The sequence below is a fragment of the Flavobacterium sp. SP2 genome, from assembly GCF_057626655.1.
Genome location: NZ_JBVHBT010000001.1, coordinates 223,648 through 241,123 on the forward strand (window position 1 = coordinate 223,648; position 17,476 = coordinate 241,123).

Genomic DNA, 17,476 nt, shown 5'->3' on the forward strand with positions numbered 1-17,476 from the left:
GATGAGTAAAAGCATAAAAATTATTGGTTCTGGATTTTCAGCTTTGGCAGCTGCATGCTATTTAGCTAAAGAAGGAAATGATGTAACCATTTTTGAAAAAAACAAAACTATTGGAGGACGCGCCAGACAACTAATTCGTGATGGATTTACCTTTGACATAGGTCCGTCATGGTATTGGATGCCAGATGTTTTTGAACGTTTTTTTGGAGACTTTGGAAAAAAACCATCCGATTATTATCAATTAACAAAATTGTCTCCTGCCTACAGAGTATTTTTCGGAATCGAAGACTTTGTTACCATTGCTGATAACCTTCCCGAAATTGTAACAACTTTTGAAAGTATCGAAAAAGGAAGCGGTGAAAAGTTAGCTTCGTTTATGAAAGAAGCACAAAGTAATTACAACATAGCCATCAAAGACTTAGTTTATCGACCTGGAGAATCGCCTTTAGAATTGATTACACTAGAAACGGCTACAAAAGTTAATCAGTTTTTTTCAAACATAAGTAAAGATGTAAGAAAAAAATTCAAAAATAAAAAGTTAATTCAAATCCTTGAATTTCCAGTACTTTTTTTAGGTGCAAAACCTTCGGATACGCCATCTTTTTACAGTTTTATGAATTATGCCGATTTCGGTTTAGGAACGTGGCAACCTACTGGTGGAATGTATAGTGTAATTCTTGGAATGGAAAAATTGGCTCTTGAACTTGGAGTTACAATAAACACAAATACACCAATTGAAAAAATACTAGTTGAAAATAAAAAAGCAACTGGTATCGTCGTGAACGGTACAAAAATTGAAGCTGATATTGTACTTTCTGGGGCAGATTACCATCATTCGGAAACACTATTAGAACCACAATACCGTCAATATTCTGAGAAATATTGGGAAAACAAGACATTTGCTCCTTCTTCTCTACTCTTTTATGTAGGTTTTGACAAGAAATTAAAAAATGTTGAACACCATAATTTATTTTTCGATGTTGATTTTGATACCCATGCATCCGAGATTTATGATCATCCCAAATGGCCCAAAGAACCATTGTTTTATGCTAATTTCACTTCGGTTACTAATACTAATTTAGCACCCGAAAATTGTGAAAATGGCTTCTTCTTGATACCAATTGCACCGGGCATTGAAGATACTCAAGAACTACGTGATTTATATTTTAACAAAATAATTTCAAGATTTGAAACTATAACACAACAAAGTGTCGTAAATAATGTTATTTTTATGGAATCTTTTTGTGTGTCTGATTTTATAAAAGAATACAATTCCTATAAAGGAAATGCTTATGGAATGGCGAATACGCTATTACAAACCGCTTTTTTAAGACCAAAGCTGAAAAGTAAAAAAGTAGAAAATCTATATTTCACAGGACAGCTAACCGTTCCTGGACCAGGAGTTCCACCAGCATTAATCTCTGGAAAACTTGTGGCCGATTTGATAAAAAAATATAATAAATAATAAGCATTTACGAATTCTATGAAATCTCTATTTGATAAAGTTTCTTTTGATTGCAGCAAGAATGTCACCAAGTCTTACAGCACTTCATTCTCATCGGCTGTAAAAATGTTAGCCCCAAGTATTCGTCAAGACATCTACAATATCTATGGTTTTGTTCGGTTTGCTGACGAAATTGTAGACACTTTTCATGATTACAATAAAGAAGAATTGTTTGAACTGTTTGAAAAAGATTTAACAGATGCTTTAAAAAACAAAATCAGTTTAAATCCGATTTTAAATTCGTTTCAACATACCGTTACCAAATATAAAATACCAACCGATTTGATTGATGCTTTTATGAAAAGTATGAAATTGGATCTTACCAAAAAAGAATACCAAACACACGAAGAATACAAAGAATACATTTACGGTTCGGCAGATGTTGTAGGATTAATGTGTTTAAAAGTATTTGTAAATGGAAACGAAGAATTATATAAAAGTTTAGAACACTCGGCGATGCGACTGGGTTCGGCATTTCAGAAAGTCAATTTTCTTAGAGATTTAAAAGCCGACTTTGAAGATTTAAGTAGAACTTATTTTCCAAATACCGATTTATCTAAATTAGATGAAAATTCCAAAAATGAAATCATCAAAGAAATTGAAGCGGATTTTGAAGCTGGTTACCAAGGCATTGTAAATTTACCAATCGAAGCTAAATTTGGAGTATATACAGCCTATGTGTATTACAAAAAACTCTTGTCAAAACTTAAAAAAACGCCTTCAATGGAAATTAAAAATTCTCGTATTCGAGTTCCAGATTATCAAAAATATGGTCTTTTTGCAAAATGCTATTTTTCGTATAAACTGAATATAATTTAAGATTAATTTAAAACTTGTTTCTTTTAACTAAACAACAAATTATCGAAATTTGTAATTAAAATTCAAAATATCATGTGGATTCATATAGTAGTTTTTATGCTCACCTTTATCATAATGGAATTTATGGCTTGGTTCACTCATAAATACGTAATGCACGGTTTTTTATGGAGTTTGCACGCCGATCATCACAAGAAAGATCACGACTCTTGGTTCGAACGTAATGATGCCTTTTTTATTTTTTATGCGGTAGTAAGTATCGGATGTTTTTTACTTTGGCAAAAAGGAATTTTAGAAATAGGAATTTCAATAGGTTTAGGTATTTTCGCCTATGGTTTGGCTTACTTTATAGTGCACGATATCTTTATTCACCAACGTTTTAAAATGTTTAGAAACGCTAATAACATTTATGCAAAAGGAGTTAGAAGAGCTCACAAAATGCATCATAAACATATTGGTAAAGGAGATGGAGAATGTTTCGGAATGTTATTTGTTCCTTTTAAATATTTTAAAAAATAGCATAAAAAAACTGTAATTTTTGGATTACAGTTTTTTTTTATCATAAAGTAAGATATTACATCACGACTGAAATTGGTAACGTAAAAAACGTTCTAACCGAATCGCCATCTTTCATTCCTGGCGTCCATTTTGTTTTCAACGATTTAAGAACACGTATAGCTTCTTTTGAAACTGCAGAATTCACATTTTCCATCACTTTGATATCGGTCATGCTACCATTTCTTTCGATGACAAACGATACATTAACTTTAACAACATCACCTTCTTCTAAATTATCTCTATCAAAATTATTGGCAACAAATTCATAAAAATTCTTCATTCCGCCTGGATAAGTTGGTAGTTTATCTAATTCCGAAGTTCTAACCGTTAGATTAGTTGGCTTTTTTACACCGTCTAAAGAATTTCCGCCAGAAGGTTTGCTATCTCCAGTGTCAGGTAAAGTTCCTGTAGGACTTCCGTTTGTAGGCGTTGGCAAAGAATTAACTGTTAAATCGGTTGGAATATCAACAATTGCTTGCGTTGTTTTTGTAACTACAAAAGTACCTTTATCGATAACAGGTTCTAAAACTTCTGGTTGTACTGATTTTACTTTTTCTTCAGCTTTTTCAATTTTTTCATCTGGTGGAGTTACTGTATAAGGTTCATCAATTTTTACAGTTACAACGGAACCATCTGTTTTGGGATTAGTCGCATCAGGCTTTTCGTTAAATGAACTTAAAATAAGAACAAATCCACCTAAAAGTAAGGCTCCAGACAAAAAGGCAAATGCACTAGTTTTTTCATTTTCTTGGCGCAATTTATAAGCACCATATTCTTTGTTTTTTCCTTCAAAAACAAGGTCTAGCCATTTTTTTTCATAAATACTAACTTTTGACATAATAATAAAAATTAAGGGTTAAAGTATTTATGTTACATAGTCTAATTGATTTATATAACAACAACGCTTAATTTTTGTTAAAATTGTATTGATTACAAAAAAATTAGGTATTCAACGTTAAATCTTTTATGTAGTCTTCATATTCATTAAAAAACAATTCAAACTGCGACATGTTTTCTGAAAAGAATGCAAATATTCTATCCCACGTTTTAGGATTATTCAAGCTAACCTCGGTAAGTTCAACCCATACTTTACTGATGATTTTGCCATTTTCCAAATAGTAGTTTCGTTCTAATATTGCGTCAGGCAAATACTCTTCCAACAAGATTGTTTTTAAAGACTCGATTTTTTCAAAATAAATCTTGCGATGCGCTTCATTATTAGGTTCAATATCTAAAAGTACTTGTGCCTTTTTGTTATCAACAAAAAATTTGAAAGTCACGTCTTTAATTTTGGTATCATACAACATCCATTTTCTAGGATTGTATTCGGCAAATGCTGTCCAAAATTGTTTTTTTAATTTAAGTGTTTCTTCTTTACTGTACATTTTGTTTATCTTCCGTATTTTTGGTAAATTTAGGAATAAATAAACTCAGATATAATGAATTTTGACATCTTTTTAAACAACATTTCTTCTGTAAAAAATTTGAATTTACCTGCAATTGATTCGCATGTGAAAATGGCACCTTCCGAACGAATTCGATTGATGAAGGAAGCCGAATCTAAATTTTCTGATGCTAGAAAAGCTGGTGTAATGATGCTTTTTTATCCCAAAAATGCAATAACTCATTTAGTTTTAATAGTACGAAATGCCTACCCTGGTGTTCATTCTTCACAGATTGCATTCCCAGGAGGAAAATTTGAAAATTCAGATCCAAATATACAGTATACCGCCTTGCGCGAAACTCATGAAGAAATAGGAATTCCATCAGATAAAATTGAGGTCATTCGAGCTTTCTCTGAAATATATATTCCTCCAAGCAACTTTTTAGTATCTCCTTTTTTAGGCATTTCTCAAACCGAATTGCAGTTTACACTTCAACCTGATGAAGTGGCAGGAATTATCGAAATGTCGCTTACTAAACTTTTAGACGATGCTATAATTACCAATCATACTTTAGATACTTCTTACGCTACAGCTATGGAAGTTCCTGCATTTCAGATAGACCAACACATCATTTGGGGTGCAACAGCCATGATGCTAAGTGAGTTAAAAGATGTGCTGAAAATGGTATTTTAAATTTTGATTTTGTATGTTTGCCATCCAAAAATAGGACAACAATTATGGGATTATTTAAAAGAAATCCTTTCGGACATATATTATTCATAAAAAAATGGCTTATTCGTATTTTCGGAGTCATCACGCATCGTCGTTATCGAGGTTTTAACGAATTACAAATAGACGGTTCTGAAATCATAAGAGCTTTACCCGATAGAAATGTACTTTTCATTTCCAATCATCAAACCTATTTTGCCGATGTAGTTGCCATGTTTCATGTATTTAATGCTAGTCTTTCTGGTCGTGCCGACAACATTAAAAATGTAGGTTATTTGTGGCAACCCAAGATGAATTTATATTATGTGGCCGCAAGCGAAACTATGAAAGCAGGTTTACTTCCAAGAATTTTGGCGTACGTTGGAGCGATAACTGTCGAAAGAACTTGGCGTGCTGGTGGAAAAGACGTGACCGAAAAACGCGAAGTCAACCCCAACGATACCGAAAATATTAAAATTGCATTAAACGACGGTTGGGTAATTACATTTCCACAAGGTACAACCAAGTCATTTAAACCCGTTCGTAAAGGAACAGCACATATTATCAAGCAACACAAACCTATTGTTGTACCAATAGTCATCGATGGTTTTAGAAGATCATTTGATAAAAAAGGACTACGATTAAAGAAGAAAGGAATTTTACAATCGTTTATAATTAAAGAACCTTTGGAGATTGACTACGAAAATGACACGATTGAAGAAATTGTAGAAAAAGTAGAATATGCAATCGAGCAACATCCATCATTTCTAAAAGTTATTCCAGTAGAAGAACTAGAAGAACAAGAAAAACTCAATAAATTACGACGTTGGGAATATTAAATAAAAAAAGTGCTGATAATTATATCAGCACTTTTTTTATAAATCAATTTTCTTTAACTCCTTATAATTATTTGATAATCGTCGTAATAATATTCCATATATAAGTCTGTAAAACAACCAAAATAATAATAAAAATACAACCAAGCAAATTATACAAAAAACAATCAAAATTATGAAAGCTTTCTGGTTTTCAATCAGTTTATGTATTTGAGGATTGATGTTAAAGGCAAGAACAAATCCCAAAACCATACTCAATCCCATCATTCCCAAATTATACCACACATAGTAATTAACTGTTCGTCGAGTTTTAAGAATATCGCTCATCAATTTTTTAGTGGATGTAGTGGTAGAAATTGCCGCATAATTTTTATAAAACAAATAAATAAACAAAGCAATCACAGCGTAGTTAAATATCGTTAAATACTTAAAGTATTCAATTAGATACTCACTGTGCATTTTCTTTAAATAATCATCAGTACTAAAACACAAACTAATGCAAGTCCACAACAAAACCTCTAAAACGCTAATAACCAAAATCCACTTCACAATCGAAGATGATTTTTTATGCAACATCTTATAAATATCCACTTCCGACACCTGTGTAAAAGAATTTGCATTCCTTTTCCAGTCTTTTTTCAATAAATCCAATTCATCCATCATAACCTTACGGATTTAATATTTTTTTCAATTTACCCTTAATTCTGTTCATTTTCACTCGTGCATTCACCTCAGTAATACCTAAAGTTTCCGAAATTTCGGTGTAATCTTTATCTTCCAAATACATGAAAATCAATGCTTTTTCAATATCATTTAACTGATAAACTGCTTTGTACATTAACTTTATTTGTTCCTCTTCTTCGCTATTATAATCTTCCTGCGAAATAAAAAAACTATGCTTTTCATATTCCACTGTTTTCACACTTCGAGTACTCTTTCGATACAAAGTGATAGCAGTATTCAAAGCCACACGATAGGCCCAAGTCGAAAACTTTGCATCTCCTCGAAACTTAGGAAAAGCCTTCCACAACTGAATCGTAATTTCCTGAAACAAATCCTTATGCGCATCAGCATCAGATGTATACAACCTACAAATCTTGTGGATTATATTCTGATTTTCCTTCAACTGCGCTACAAAAGACTGTTCCAAACTCGCACTCATACTTACGTTAGTAAACTAAATTTAGTTTTTGTTACAAGATACACTTTTTTTTCTTGAAGCAAATGGTATGCGCCTCTTCAATCCACCATTTTCCTGCTTTCATCCCAAAACTTTGCATAAAAATGCAAAGGTTTTTCCTTTCAAACAGGGCTAGATTAGTCATCATTTTTTCTAAACTCAAATGCACAAGAACATTTTTATTAAATGAACTTAAATTCCGTACACGGTTAAATAAAATCTTCACTAACTTTGTAGAAAGACTAAGTTACTATCCAACGCAGTCACTCAGAAACTAAGTACATGAACATACCACAATCAACCAAAAAAAGAGTAGTAATAATCGGCGGTGGTTTTGCAGGATTAAGCATAGCCAAAAAATTACGCAACAAAAATCTACAAGTTGTATTGATAGACAAACACAATTACCACACCTTTCAACCACTTTTATATCAAGTTGCCACAGGAGGATTGGAAGCTGGTTCTATAGCCTACCCTATCCGAAAAGTAATTCATTCCTATAAAGATTTTTATTTCCGTCTCACATCTGTAAAAGAAATTGATACCGCTAACCAAAAAATAATATCCGAAATAGGTGATTTACATTACGATTATTTAGTCATTGCTACGGGTTCCAAAACCAATTATTTTGGTAATAAAGAAATCGAACGCAATTCGATGTCCATGAAAACCATTCCGCAATCGTTAAACATTCGAAGTTTAATTCTAGAAAATTTTGAACAAGCCGTTCTCACCACCGATCAAGCTGATAAAGACGCTTTAATAAATTTTGTTCTAGTCGGTGGCGGACCAACTGGTGTAGAACTCGCAGGCGCGTTGGCCGAGATGAAGAAAGCCATTCTGCAAAAGGATTATCCCGATTTGAACATCGATAAAATGCAAATCAATTTGGTACAAAGTGGCGATAGAATTCTAAACACAATGTCGGAGAAATCGTCTACTGCAGCCGATAAATTTCTGGTAGATTTGGGTGTAAAAATTTGGAAAAATGTTCGTGTAACCAATTACGATGGACGAACAATCACAACCAATTCCGATTTAACTTTTGAAACCGCAACCGTAATTTGGACAGCTGGTGTTCAAGGCGCAAAAGTCGCTGGTTTAGATGCCACATCTTTAGTAGAAAAAGTAGATAGAATACGAGTAAATCAATACAATCAAGTTGTGGGTTACGATAATATATTCGCTATTGGCGATATCGCATCTATGGAAACTGAAAAATATCCGCAAGGTCATCCTATGATGGCACAACCAGCATTACAACAAGGCGATTTATTGGGAGAAAATCTGATAAAATTATTGAAAAACCAACCTATGAAACCTTTCGAATACAACGACAAAGGTTCGATGGCAACCATAGGAAGAAATCTTGCCGTTGTAGATTTACCAAAATATCATTTTAACGGTATTTTTGCTTGGTTCGTTTGGATGTTCGTGCATCTTTTTTCACTCATCGGATTCAAAAATAAAGCTGTTGTTTTCCTAAATTGGGTATACAATTACATTCGTTTTGACCGTGAAGGAAGATTAATTGTTAGACCGTTTAAAAAGAGAAGTTTTGTTACTTTTACTAGTGATGAAATGTAAAAAATTTATTAAGGTAAAGTTGCTTTTGCAATCTTAATATCTATTAGATTAGGAAATGGTGATACAAAATCGGCATAAGCAATATAGAGCTCATTATTAAGAACAGAAATTCCTCTAATGCTAATATTGTTTAAATTTAATGAAGTAACTAAATCGGTATAAGTTCCGTCAATTGGATTGTATAATCCAATAAATCCATCACTATGATTTATTTGTTTATTGCCACTTACAATGATTTTATTATCGTAAACATCAGTAAATGATTCAGATACAAAAAAAGGTAATATTTGTGAAGACCAGTTATCTGAAGAATAATTGTAAATGTTAATTTGATTTGAAGGAATTAGGACTTGATTAACCAATTCAAGTCCACCAAAAAAATATAATACATCATTTATTATTTCACCATCAGCTTTATATAGATAATTTTCATTAACAGTAAATGTAGGATAAGTAAAATTATCATTTATTACATCATATACCAAAATATTATCAATGCCTTTAATGATTTGAATTGTATTATTTCTCCCTACAATTCTAGGGTAATAAGCTTCAGTTGTCAATGAGTTCGTTGATACTAAATTTAAATTCAAGTCTAACTTCATAATATCGCTCGAAGAGTAAGAAAAAATATTATTCCCTAAAATTTCTATTTGCCTAGCTTCAGAAACATCAGGATAAACCATTTCTGAGATACTATTTGTCGAAGTATTTAATTTCAAAATATTTTCATTTAATCCATTATTTGCTGAATAGGATAAGAATATTGAGTTTTCAGATACATTGGAAACCATATCAATATCTAATGTATCAGCTTCAATGTTATAGATATCAGTAAAATTTAAGTTTTGTGTGCTAATTGAATTTAAATTTTCATTAGTACAAGAAGCTATGCTTAATATAAACAATACGCAAATAATTTTTCTCATTTTTTGTTTTTCTTTAAACGTTTACTATTTCTTTAAATTATAAAAACTCTTTTTTTTTATAATAATTGATCAATAAATCCACAAACTTACTATAACTTTCTATACCGTCTTTTTGCTGATTCATTTTTAAAAATTGGTCATAAAACGCATGAAAACCTTTATCTATAAAAGTGTCGTATTGTTTCCAAAATTCTTCGCTTTCTTTATAGTTTGCTAAAATTCCAGGATTGATTTTAGCTTTAAAATAATTGAATTTTGCTTCGTTTTTCAACCCAACGTTATTCATACAATAACGCAATGCATTCGAATAGGCCGAATATTGAAAATACAAATCGTCGTTTTTTATACAAGCCAAAAATCCTATGAAATTACATTCACTTTCGCTGGCAAAACCCATCTGATGTGCCATTTCGTGACAAATCACATTCGGAAAACCAACCATCGGAAGCTTATAATTTACCTGAGCTTCATTAGTAAACGGATTCAAATAACCACCAAATCCCATGTAAGTCAGTGGCAAACTAAATAACGATTTCTTTCTACTCGGAGTTTCATATTTAAAAAACGTAAATTGTTTAGCTAAAGCATCATAACCATTTTGCGTCATCTTAAAAATGGAATCCTGCGAATAGGAATTGGTAACTTTTAGTTTTTTATTAGTTGTAATTTGATACTGAATTTCATTAGTTTTCAAAATCAATTTTTCAGTAAAAGCATACAAATCTTCATCAGTATATTCACGGTTGATACTCATTTTTTCAAAAAGTGGCTCACGATAATAATTAAATGCCCATAGAAAATGAAATAGAAAATAAGCAACAGAAATACAACTCAAAACAGATAATAAATTATTTTTCCACTGTGTCTTCCACGTTTTTCTAGCGTTCCAAATTCGAACTAAAAGATAAACAATCAAAATTCCATAGAAAACATCACCAACCGAAAACGGAAATTTGCCAAAAATAGTCCTAGAAATTTTTGATATCCCAACATACAATCCGTTGCTGTAAAATCGTTCTACAACTTCAGGAAAAAAGGCAATGAGTTTCAGAAATAAAATCTGAAATACTAAAAATATTGGTAGAATGTATTTGCGTTGCATCTGTGATTTTTGAAATGTAAATATAATCACAATATCAATTCGTAAAGAAATTAAACTTTGTAACTTTGCAGTCAGAGTCGCTGAGTCGCTGGGTAACTAAGTTACTGAGAAACGAAGCCATAGAAAACTCAGAAACTTAGCAACTTAATTAACTCCGAAACTTAAAAATAATGAGCCAAGAAATTAGAAACCTTGAACCAAAAGATCTTTGGAACAAATTCGCCGATTTAAACGCAGTTCCGCGTCCGTCAAAAAAAGAAGACCGAGTAATTGAATTCATGAAAAACTTCGGAAACAGTTTAGGATTAGAAACTTTTGAAGACGAAATCCGCAACGTAATTATCAGAAAACCTGCAACTGCTGGAATGGAAAATCGTAAAGCGTTGGTTTTGCAAGGACATTTAGACATGGTGCATCAAAAAAATAACGACACTAATTTCGATTTCGACACGCAAGGAATTGATATGTACGTTGATGGCGACTGGGTTCGTGCTCGCGGAACAACACTTGGTGCTGATAACGGACTTGGAGTTGCCATGATTATGGCCATTTTAGAAAGTAAAACCATTGTGCATCCAGCAATTGAAGCACTTTTTACCATTGACGAAGAAACCGGAATGACTGGCGCATTGAACCTAAAAGGCGGAATTCTTAACGGAGATATTTTGTTAAATATGGATACCGAGGAAGATGATGAAATTGACATAGGTTGTGCTGGTGGAATTGACGTAACAGCCAACAGAAGTTACAATCTAGAAGAAACTCCAGAAAGTTCGGTTGGTTACACAATTACGGTTAAAGGTTTGAATGGCGGACATTCGGGAATGGATATTCACAAAGGTTTGGGTAATGCCAACAAAATCATGAACCGTTTATTGTTTGACGGATTTGAGAATTTCGGACTTCAAATTGCTGAAATTTCTGGTGGAAGTTTGCGCAATGCAATTCCAAGAGAAAGTGTTGCCAAAGTAATTGTTGCCGGAATGTATGACGAAGCTTTTGCCTTTGATATGCAAGAAATTATTGGAGATATTAAAGCCGAATTCAAAACTACTGAACCAAATCTTACTATTGAAATCGAAAGGTCAGATTTGCCTACTCACGTAATGGATTTGGGTGTTCAAGAAGGTTTGTTGCGTTCTATTTATGCAGCGCATAATGGCGTTTACAGAATGTCTGCCGATATGGAAGATTTAGTAGAAACATCAAATAATATTGCAAGAGTTATCGTGAAAGATGGCGAAATTTCTATCCAAAATTTAACACGTTCTTCAGTAGAAACGTCTAAAATGGACTTAGCAAATGCGCTACGTTCGGCTTACGAATTGTTTGGTTGCGAAGTTACTTTTGGCGGAAGTTATCCAGGTTGGACACCAAATGTTAAGTCTGAAATTCTAGATGTTTTGACTACAATCTACGAAAAACAAAACGGAGAAAAACCAAAAGTTGTAGCTTGTCACGCAGGTTTGGAATGTGGGATTTTAGGAACAAATTATCCAGATATGGACATGATTTCTTTCGGACCAACCATTCACGGAGCGCATTCTCCAGACGAAAGAGCTTCGATAAAATCGTCTCAAAAATTCTATAAATTTGTGTTGGAGATTTTGGAAAATATTCCTGAAAAAAAATAGAAAAAAGAGAATAGATAAAAGAATATAGAAACTCGTTTAGCAATAAACGAGTTTTTTTATGAATTCAAATTCCGTCTAAAATCACTGGGAGAAATTCCATTTTCTTTTTTGAAAAGTTTGGCAAAATAGGAATAGTTTTCAAAATTCAATTGGTCTGCAACTTGACTAATCGATTTGTTTTGATCAATTAAAAGTCGTTTTGCTTCCAGAATTACGCGTTCTGTAATTAATTGTGTTGCGGTTTTATTCAGTATTGATTTGCAAATTCTATTCAAATGTTTCAAAGTAATACTCATTTTGGAAGCGTAAAACGATGGCGATTTTTCAGTTTTAAAGTGTGCATCAATTAACTTTTCAAACTGATCGATTTTGTGGTTATAAACGGGTGTTTTATGATTGCTTTCAGGTAAATACTTTCTCGAAATCTCAATGTTTATAACATCTAACAAGTTTAAAATCTTATCTTTTTGTTTGGTCTTTATAGATTCACTTTCTGCTTTCATCAATTTAAAATACACTTCTATTTTCTCAAGTTCTTCTTCTTCAAAAAATAATTCAGGTTGCGATTTCACCGATTGATAAATGGAATACTCTTCAATTTTTTTGTTTCCAAAATACAAGTTGTACGTTTCCTGAGAATAAAAAACAATGAATCCATCAATGTCATTTGATAATTTCCAATTGTGAATTTGTCCTGGTTGTACTACAAATAAACTGCCTCTTTTTATATCATAACTATCAAAATCAATTTCATGAATTCCAGTTCCATGCGTGAATAAAACCAATAGGTAAAAGTTGTGACGGTGTGGTTTTTCAATAAAACTGTGTGCTTTTAAATGATTTTTAAACGTGTTTACATACAATTCACTGTTGGCAACATTATACTTAAAATTTGAAATATCATATATTGGAATTTTCTTCATTTCGTAAAATGTCCTTTTTGTATCAGTAATAGCGAATATATAAAATATTTTACAAACAACAATAATCTAAATTTGTATAAAAATAGAGATCATGTTAAATAGTTTGTATCACATCTTGAAAAACGAATGTCCGAATTGTAATAAAGGAAAAGTTTTTGCAGATAAAAGTTTCTTCTTTAGTTTAGGATTTCCAAAAATGAACAGCAATTGCAGTCATTGCAATTATAAGTTTGAAAAAGAACCTGGCTATTTTTTTGGAGCTATGTTTGTCAATTATGCCATTACAGTTGGACAGGCTTTGCTAACTTTTTTGGTTGCATCCCAGTTTTTTGAAAAAAATTTTGACTCAAGAATTCTATTCATCATCGGAATCGTAATTCTATCATTAAGCTTTTTCAATATTCGATTTTCAAGAATGATCTGGATATATGCTTTCAAAAATTATCAAAATTGAAATTATAAGCAGCATTAAAATATATTTTGAATCTATTTATTTTCTTTCATAAAATTGATAATCTCGTCAAATCGATTGTTCCAGGGAAAAAAGTACTGCAAAATCATAGGAACGTGCTTTTTATTTAGAACTATTGGTTTGACATTAGGTTGAAATTGATGTAGTTCCTTTAGAAATCGTTCGTTAGAAACTTTTATACTTTCGTACGTTTTGCTACCAGTATAAATCATAAATGGCGGTGTATTTTTATCAAGAAAATAAATTGGAGAAGCATCTTGCCATTTAACCGTATTATTGGTCCAAGTTGCCAAATAATTATCTTCATCTGTTGGCGGAAATTCTTCTAAGTAATGTTTCATATCCAAACCTGCAGCATCATTTAAAATAATTCCTTTTACTATAGATTTGTCTTTTAGATATTTTGGATTCGTACCAACAAGAGCAACCAAATGTCCGCCAGCAGAATGTCCAGTTAGAAAAATTTCATTTGGATTTCCTTTGTATCTAGATATGTTTTCTTTGGTCCATTTCACTGCGTCAGCAACTTCAATGGCCATTTCGTTATAGCTTGCATTCGGACTTAAAGTATATCCAACAATTATAGTAGTGATGCCTTTTTTGGCAAAATTTCTTCCGAAAAAACCATATAATTTTTTATCGCCCGAATTCCAATTCCCACCATGAACAAAAACCAAAACTGGATTGTTCTGAAATTTTGAATTTCGTGGAGAAAATATGTTCAATGTTGGATTTTGTTTTTCCGAATTATTTTCGGCTAAATAGGAAATGTTTTTATATTTTTTTGTGGCACAACTTGTACCTAATAAAAGTCCGAAAGTCAAAAACATGATAACAATAATTCTCATACTATTTTTTTAATAAATGTACGGATTATAACTCTTAAAAGTTTGTTTAATAAAAAAAGCTCCAATCTAAATTGGAGCTTTTCAATTTTAAACAAACAAAAGTATTAAAAGCGGCACTATCAATCCGGCTAAAGCCAGTTTCCAACCACGTCTTTTAAAAGTAAATTTTCCAGCAGGAATCATAATTGCACCAGTAAATGCAATGGTAATCAACGACAACCCGAAAATATCGGAATAATAAATCCACCAATTGGAAGTTGTTTTGTGCAATTTCATCGTTTGACTTATAATTGGCGTTTTAACAAACGATACAATTTCGCCTTTACCCGATTTTATATCAATTTCTACATCATGTTTTTCAAAAGAAATTTTGAAAGTACCTTTCTTTACATTGTGACGCCGCAATTTATCATCAATACCTAAGGTTTTCCCTAATTCTTCTGCATACTTTTCGTTTATGTTTTCTTCGGATGGAAGTTTTACATAAATAGCTTTGGTTTCGACAGTATATTTTTCAGGATGCCAGCTTTCACGGTGGTTCATTAAAATACCTGAAAAGGCGAACGACATTATTAATCCGATATAAAAATATCCTAAATCTCGATGAAGGTTTCTTGCTTTTAATGGAGAAATCATAGTTTTAAAATTTATATTTAAGCGATGTTACTACTTGTCTTGGAGCAATCGGATTGATGCTGTAATTTTCATGTACGGTATAGTTCAATTCGTTTGTAATATTAGATAATTTACATAATATAGAAAACTTTTTCCAAGAATATCCCATCGAGAAATCAACAGTTGTATATCCATTTATTGGAATGGTTCTGTCTGGAATAGTTTGACCGTTAGTATTGTTGTAACCACCTAGACGATCTCCAATATAATTTGCAATTGTACCAACTGACAAGCCTTTTAATTTTCCTGCTGGAATTGTATAAAAAGCACTTAGATTAGCCGTATTTTGTGGAGTTCTAACTAGTCTATCGCCTTCAATAAAACTTCCTGTTAATCCTGTAGTTTTGGTATATTCCATATTATTATAACTGTAACCTGCCATAATATTTAAGGATTCTAATGGACGAACTACAATGTCTATTTCGATACCTTTACTCGTAGTTTCTCCACTCAATTCCCTCAATGTACTGTCATTGTTAGGTGTTCCATCGGCTCTAAATTCAGCAATTTGCGATAAATTACTGTTCACAATTTGATACAAAGTTACATTTGTACTTAACATGCCGTTCCAAAACTCCTTCTTTACTCCCACTTCATATTGATCTATTATGGAAGGCTTCAACGCTTCATTAAAAATTGTTACTCCAGTATTTGGCGTAAACGAATTGGAATAACTCGTAAACAATGACATACTTTTAACAGGTTGATATACAATACCAACTTTTGGTGAAAACGCGCGGTCATTTCTAATAGTTTCTTCTTTTACAGTACCATCAACTAGATTATATGTAATAGGTTTGGCCTCCTGAATTGAATATCTAATTCCTGCTAAAACCTTGATCTTACTAGTTAGTGAGATTAAATCTTGAGCATAAATTCCATAACGATTGGTTTCGGTTTTTACAATTCTAGTATTGGTTGATTGTGGTCTATCTGTTCGTTGCGGATACAGACTCAAATCGAAAATATTAACTAAATCATAGGTTATTGGGTTGGTATTGAACGTTTCGCTGAAAGTAAAAGTATAAGCATCTGCAAATGATTTTTCAGAATCGATACCAGTAAAAAGTTGGTGTTTTACCTTTCCAGTTTTAAAAATTCCTTGCAAACTCGCTTGATTTGAAAAAATCTGTTCTAAAGCTTTATTTTTTCCTAACGGACGATTCCAATCACCATTTTCAGCTGGAAGTACACGTTCAGTTCCTTCAGAAGTTCTTACATAATCTTGAAATGAGGCATTGAAATTCAATCGCCAGTTCGTATTAAATTGATGATTTACTAAAACAGAAGCTGTAGCTTGCTTTGTATTTCCGTTGGACCAACTTGCACCTAAATAGGTATTTCGAGGTATATTTACAATGGTTCTTCCTATTGAACCAGTACCAAAATCTGGAATCCAATCGTCATTTAAGTAATCTCCTTGAACCACTATTTCGGTTTTTTTATTGATTTTAAAAAGAAACGATGGGTTTACATAATACCGCTTTTTAGCAACTACATCTCTAAAACTTTCAGAGTTTTCATAAGAACCATTAAATCGATAAGCTATGGCATCATTAAATTTACCATAAAAATCAGCAGATGGTTTATAGAAATTATAACTTCCCGTTTGCATTACGATTTCACCGCCTGTTTTAAAAGAAGGAGTTTTAGTTACCATATTTAAAATGCCACCTGGAGCGACATTTCCGAATAGTAAAGCCGAACTTCCTTTTAAAATTTCAACTTTTTCAAGGGATGAAACTTCAGGGATAGATCCGCTATTAAATCTAAATCCATTTTTGTACATATTGTTTGCCGACATATCATAACCTCTTGACCAAAATGATTCTTGTGCACCACCACGTGCAGAACCAACATAGACACCATTGGCATTTTTAACAACATCACTCAATCGTACAGCTTGCTGTTGCTCGATAATTTCACCGCTAATAACTTGAATACTCTGAGGTAAGTCGATGGCTTTTATGCCTGATCTTGAAACTGTAGCAGGATTTTTTTGCTGGCTTTTGGTTACAATAACTTCTTGAAGACGTTCAATTTTTTTCTTTTTTATAGTATCGTTCTCAACAAATTCTTCGTCGTTATATGACGAATAGTGATCTTGAGCATAATTGGAATTTGAAAAAGCTACGGCAAATAGTGCAAGTAAAATATATTTGTTCATTATGTTTTATTTAGAATAATTAAAAATAACTGTGCAAATATAGATACGAGAAATGAAACTACAAAGTTTATTTAGAATAAATATAAATAATTTTAAATGATAAAATACAATATATATGATATTCAATACTATACATATAAAAAAAAACTTGC

At 32.1% G+C, this 17,476-nt stretch carries 18 protein-coding genes; 8 read left to right on the forward strand and 10 right to left on the reverse strand.

The features are described from left to right. The first annotated feature begins 1 nt into the window (after nt 1). The 3 genes from ACZ098_RS01170 to ACZ098_RS01180 all read left to right on the forward strand — a co-directional run bounded on the left by ACZ098_RS01170 (nt 2) and on the right by ACZ098_RS01180 (nt 2,839). Nucleotides 2-1,465 carry a phytoene desaturase family protein gene (locus ACZ098_RS01170; RefSeq protein WP_487309896.1) on the forward strand — a complete coding sequence of 488 codons (1,464 nt, stop codon included), beginning with the start codon at nt 2-4 and terminating at the stop codon, nt 1,463-1,465. A gap of 18 nt (nt 1,466-1,483) precedes the next feature. Further along, nucleotides 1,484-2,323 carry a phytoene/squalene synthase family protein gene (locus ACZ098_RS01175; protein ID WP_487309897.1) on the forward strand — a complete coding sequence of 280 codons (840 nt, stop codon included), beginning with the start codon at nt 1,484-1,486 and terminating at the stop codon, nt 2,321-2,323. Nucleotides 2,324-2,395: 72 nt separating this feature from the next. Continuing rightward, nucleotides 2,396-2,839 (forward strand): sterol desaturase family protein, encoded by a 444-nt coding sequence (locus ACZ098_RS01180; protein ID WP_487309898.1) that lies wholly within the window; start codon nt 2,396-2,398, stop codon nt 2,837-2,839. Between the two features lie 55 nt (nt 2,840-2,894). Here the strand turns inward: ACZ098_RS01180 and ACZ098_RS01185 are convergent, their stop codons facing one another. Both ACZ098_RS01185 and ACZ098_RS01190 read right to left on the reverse strand, forming a co-directional pair. Beyond that, the gene (locus tag ACZ098_RS01185) at nt 2,895-3,716 is read right to left on the reverse strand and encodes an energy transducer TonB (protein WP_487309899.1); all 822 of its coding nucleotides are present in this window, start codon (nt 3,714-3,716) and stop codon (nt 2,895-2,897) included. Between the two features lie 103 nt (nt 3,717-3,819). Next, entirely contained in the window at nt 3,820-4,263 is a 444-nt protein-coding gene (locus tag ACZ098_RS01190) for a DUF4268 domain-containing protein (RefSeq protein WP_487309900.1), read from the reverse strand. A 54-nt stretch (nt 4,264-4,317) separates the two neighbouring features. On the opposite strand from ACZ098_RS01190, the gene ACZ098_RS01195 reads away from it, so the two are divergent. After that, nucleotides 4,318-4,956 carry an NUDIX hydrolase gene (locus ACZ098_RS01195; RefSeq protein WP_487309901.1) on the forward strand — a complete coding sequence of 213 codons (639 nt, stop codon included), beginning with the start codon at nt 4,318-4,320 and terminating at the stop codon, nt 4,954-4,956. Between the two features lie 44 nt (nt 4,957-5,000). Beyond that, nucleotides 5,001-5,810, forward strand: coding sequence for a lysophospholipid acyltransferase family protein (locus ACZ098_RS01200; RefSeq protein WP_487309902.1), 810 nt, complete (start codon nt 5,001-5,003; stop codon nt 5,808-5,810). A gap of 36 nt (nt 5,811-5,846) precedes the next feature. Here the strand turns inward: ACZ098_RS01200 and ACZ098_RS01205 are convergent, their stop codons facing one another. Together ACZ098_RS01205 and ACZ098_RS01210 are read right to left on the reverse strand one after the other, a co-directional pair. Then, nucleotides 5,847-6,470 (reverse strand): hypothetical protein, encoded by a 624-nt coding sequence (locus ACZ098_RS01205; protein WP_487309903.1) that lies wholly within the window; start codon nt 6,468-6,470, stop codon nt 5,847-5,849. Nucleotides 6,471-6,474: 4 nt separating this feature from the next. Then, the gene (locus ACZ098_RS01210) at nt 6,475-6,969 is read right to left on the reverse strand and encodes an RNA polymerase sigma factor (protein ID WP_487309904.1); all 495 of its coding nucleotides are present in this window, start codon (nt 6,967-6,969) and stop codon (nt 6,475-6,477) included. 300 nt (nt 6,970-7,269) lie between these two features. Here ACZ098_RS01210 and ACZ098_RS01215 point away from each other — a divergent pair, with 300 nt between their 5' ends. Continuing rightward, on the forward strand, nt 7,270-8,574 hold the full coding sequence (locus ACZ098_RS01215; protein ID WP_487309905.1) for an NAD(P)/FAD-dependent oxidoreductase: 1,305 nt from the start codon (nt 7,270-7,272) through the stop codon (nt 8,572-8,574). Between the two features lie 8 nt (nt 8,575-8,582). Here the strand turns inward: ACZ098_RS01215 and ACZ098_RS01220 are convergent, their stop codons facing one another. Continuing rightward, entirely contained in the window at nt 8,583-9,482 is a 900-nt protein-coding gene (locus tag ACZ098_RS01220) for a Kelch repeat-containing protein (RefSeq protein ID WP_487309906.1), read from the reverse strand. A 58-nt stretch (nt 9,483-9,540) separates the two neighbouring features. Further along, entirely contained in the window at nt 9,541-10,605 is a 1,065-nt protein-coding gene (locus ACZ098_RS01225) for a DUF3810 domain-containing protein (protein WP_487309907.1), read from the reverse strand. A gap of 170 nt (nt 10,606-10,775) precedes the next feature. Here ACZ098_RS01225 and ACZ098_RS01230 point away from each other — a divergent pair, with 170 nt between their 5' ends. After that, nucleotides 10,776-12,239, forward strand: coding sequence for an aminoacyl-histidine dipeptidase (locus ACZ098_RS01230; RefSeq protein WP_487309908.1), 1,464 nt, complete (start codon nt 10,776-10,778; stop codon nt 12,237-12,239). Nucleotides 12,240-12,295: 56 nt separating this feature from the next. Here the strand turns inward: ACZ098_RS01230 and ACZ098_RS01235 are convergent, their stop codons facing one another. Then, nucleotides 12,296-13,162 (reverse strand): AraC family transcriptional regulator, encoded by an 867-nt coding sequence (locus ACZ098_RS01235; protein ID WP_487309909.1) that lies wholly within the window; start codon nt 13,160-13,162, stop codon nt 12,296-12,298. A 91-nt stretch (nt 13,163-13,253) separates the two neighbouring features. On the opposite strand from ACZ098_RS01235, the gene ACZ098_RS01240 reads away from it, so the two are divergent. After that, nucleotides 13,254-13,616: a DUF983 domain-containing protein gene (locus ACZ098_RS01240; protein ID WP_487309910.1), complete on the forward strand. Its 363-nt coding sequence runs from the start codon at nt 13,254-13,256 to the stop codon at nt 13,614-13,616. A 32-nt stretch (nt 13,617-13,648) separates the two neighbouring features. On the opposite strand, the gene ACZ098_RS01245 is transcribed toward ACZ098_RS01240, so the two are convergent. The 3 genes from ACZ098_RS01245 to ACZ098_RS01255 form a co-directional block, all read right to left on the reverse strand. After that, on the reverse strand, nt 13,649-14,482 hold the full coding sequence (locus tag ACZ098_RS01245; protein WP_487309911.1) for an alpha/beta hydrolase: 834 nt from the start codon (nt 14,480-14,482) through the stop codon (nt 13,649-13,651). Between the two features lie 87 nt (nt 14,483-14,569). Beyond that, nucleotides 14,570-15,118, reverse strand: a complete 549-nt coding sequence (locus tag ACZ098_RS01250) for a PepSY-associated TM helix domain-containing protein (protein ID WP_487309912.1) — start codon at nt 15,116-15,118, stop codon at nt 14,570-14,572. A gap of 4 nt (nt 15,119-15,122) precedes the next feature. Further along, complete coding sequence (locus ACZ098_RS01255) at nt 15,123-17,324, reverse strand: TonB-dependent siderophore receptor (RefSeq protein WP_487309913.1); 2,202 nt, start codon at nt 17,322-17,324, stop codon at nt 15,123-15,125. Between the last annotated feature and the right edge of the window lie 152 nt (nt 17,325-17,476).

Excerpts from the sequence above, each read along its gene's own strand:
- ACZ098_RS01175 (WP_487309897.1), top strand. The coding sequence starts at position 1,484 with ATGAAATCTCTATTTGATAAAGTTTCTTTTGATTGCAGCAAGAATGTC.
- ACZ098_RS01195 (WP_487309901.1), top strand. The coding sequence starts at position 4,318 with ATGAATTTTGACATCTTTTTAAACAACATTTCTTCTGTAAAAAATTTG.
- ACZ098_RS01235 (WP_487309909.1), bottom strand. The coding sequence starts at position 13,162 with ATGAAGAAAATTCCAATATATGATATTTCAAATTTTAAGTATAATGTT.
- ACZ098_RS01185 (WP_487309899.1), bottom strand. The coding sequence starts at position 3,716 with ATGTCAAAAGTTAGTATTTATGAAAAAAAATGGCTAGACCTTGTTTTT.
- ACZ098_RS01200 (WP_487309902.1), top strand. The coding sequence starts at position 5,001 with ATGGGATTATTTAAAAGAAATCCTTTCGGACATATATTATTCATAAAA.
- ACZ098_RS01170 (WP_487309896.1), top strand. The coding sequence starts at position 2 with ATGAGTAAAAGCATAAAAATTATTGGTTCTGGATTTTCAGCTTTGGCA.
- ACZ098_RS01245 (WP_487309911.1), bottom strand. The coding sequence starts at position 14,482 with ATGAGAATTATTGTTATCATGTTTTTGACTTTCGGACTTTTATTAGGT.
- ACZ098_RS01225 (WP_487309907.1), bottom strand. The coding sequence starts at position 10,605 with ATGCAACGCAAATACATTCTACCAATATTTTTAGTATTTCAGATTTTA.
- ACZ098_RS01255 (WP_487309913.1), bottom strand. The coding sequence starts at position 17,324 with ATGAACAAATATATTTTACTTGCACTATTTGCCGTAGCTTTTTCAAAT.
- ACZ098_RS01250 (WP_487309912.1), bottom strand. The coding sequence starts at position 15,118 with ATGATTTCTCCATTAAAAGCAAGAAACCTTCATCGAGATTTAGGATAT.
- ACZ098_RS01180 (WP_487309898.1), top strand. The coding sequence starts at position 2,396 with ATGTGGATTCATATAGTAGTTTTTATGCTCACCTTTATCATAATGGAA.
- ACZ098_RS01240 (WP_487309910.1), top strand. The coding sequence starts at position 13,254 with ATGTTAAATAGTTTGTATCACATCTTGAAAAACGAATGTCCGAATTGT.
- ACZ098_RS01190 (WP_487309900.1), bottom strand. The coding sequence starts at position 4,263 with ATGTACAGTAAAGAAGAAACACTTAAATTAAAAAAACAATTTTGGACA.
- ACZ098_RS01215 (WP_487309905.1), top strand. The coding sequence starts at position 7,270 with ATGAACATACCACAATCAACCAAAAAAAGAGTAGTAATAATCGGCGGT.
- ACZ098_RS01205 (WP_487309903.1), bottom strand. The coding sequence starts at position 6,470 with ATGATGGATGAATTGGATTTATTGAAAAAAGACTGGAAAAGGAATGCA.
- ACZ098_RS01210 (WP_487309904.1), bottom strand. The coding sequence starts at position 6,969 with ATGAGTGCGAGTTTGGAACAGTCTTTTGTAGCGCAGTTGAAGGAAAAT.
- ACZ098_RS01230 (WP_487309908.1), top strand. The coding sequence starts at position 10,776 with ATGAGCCAAGAAATTAGAAACCTTGAACCAAAAGATCTTTGGAACAAA.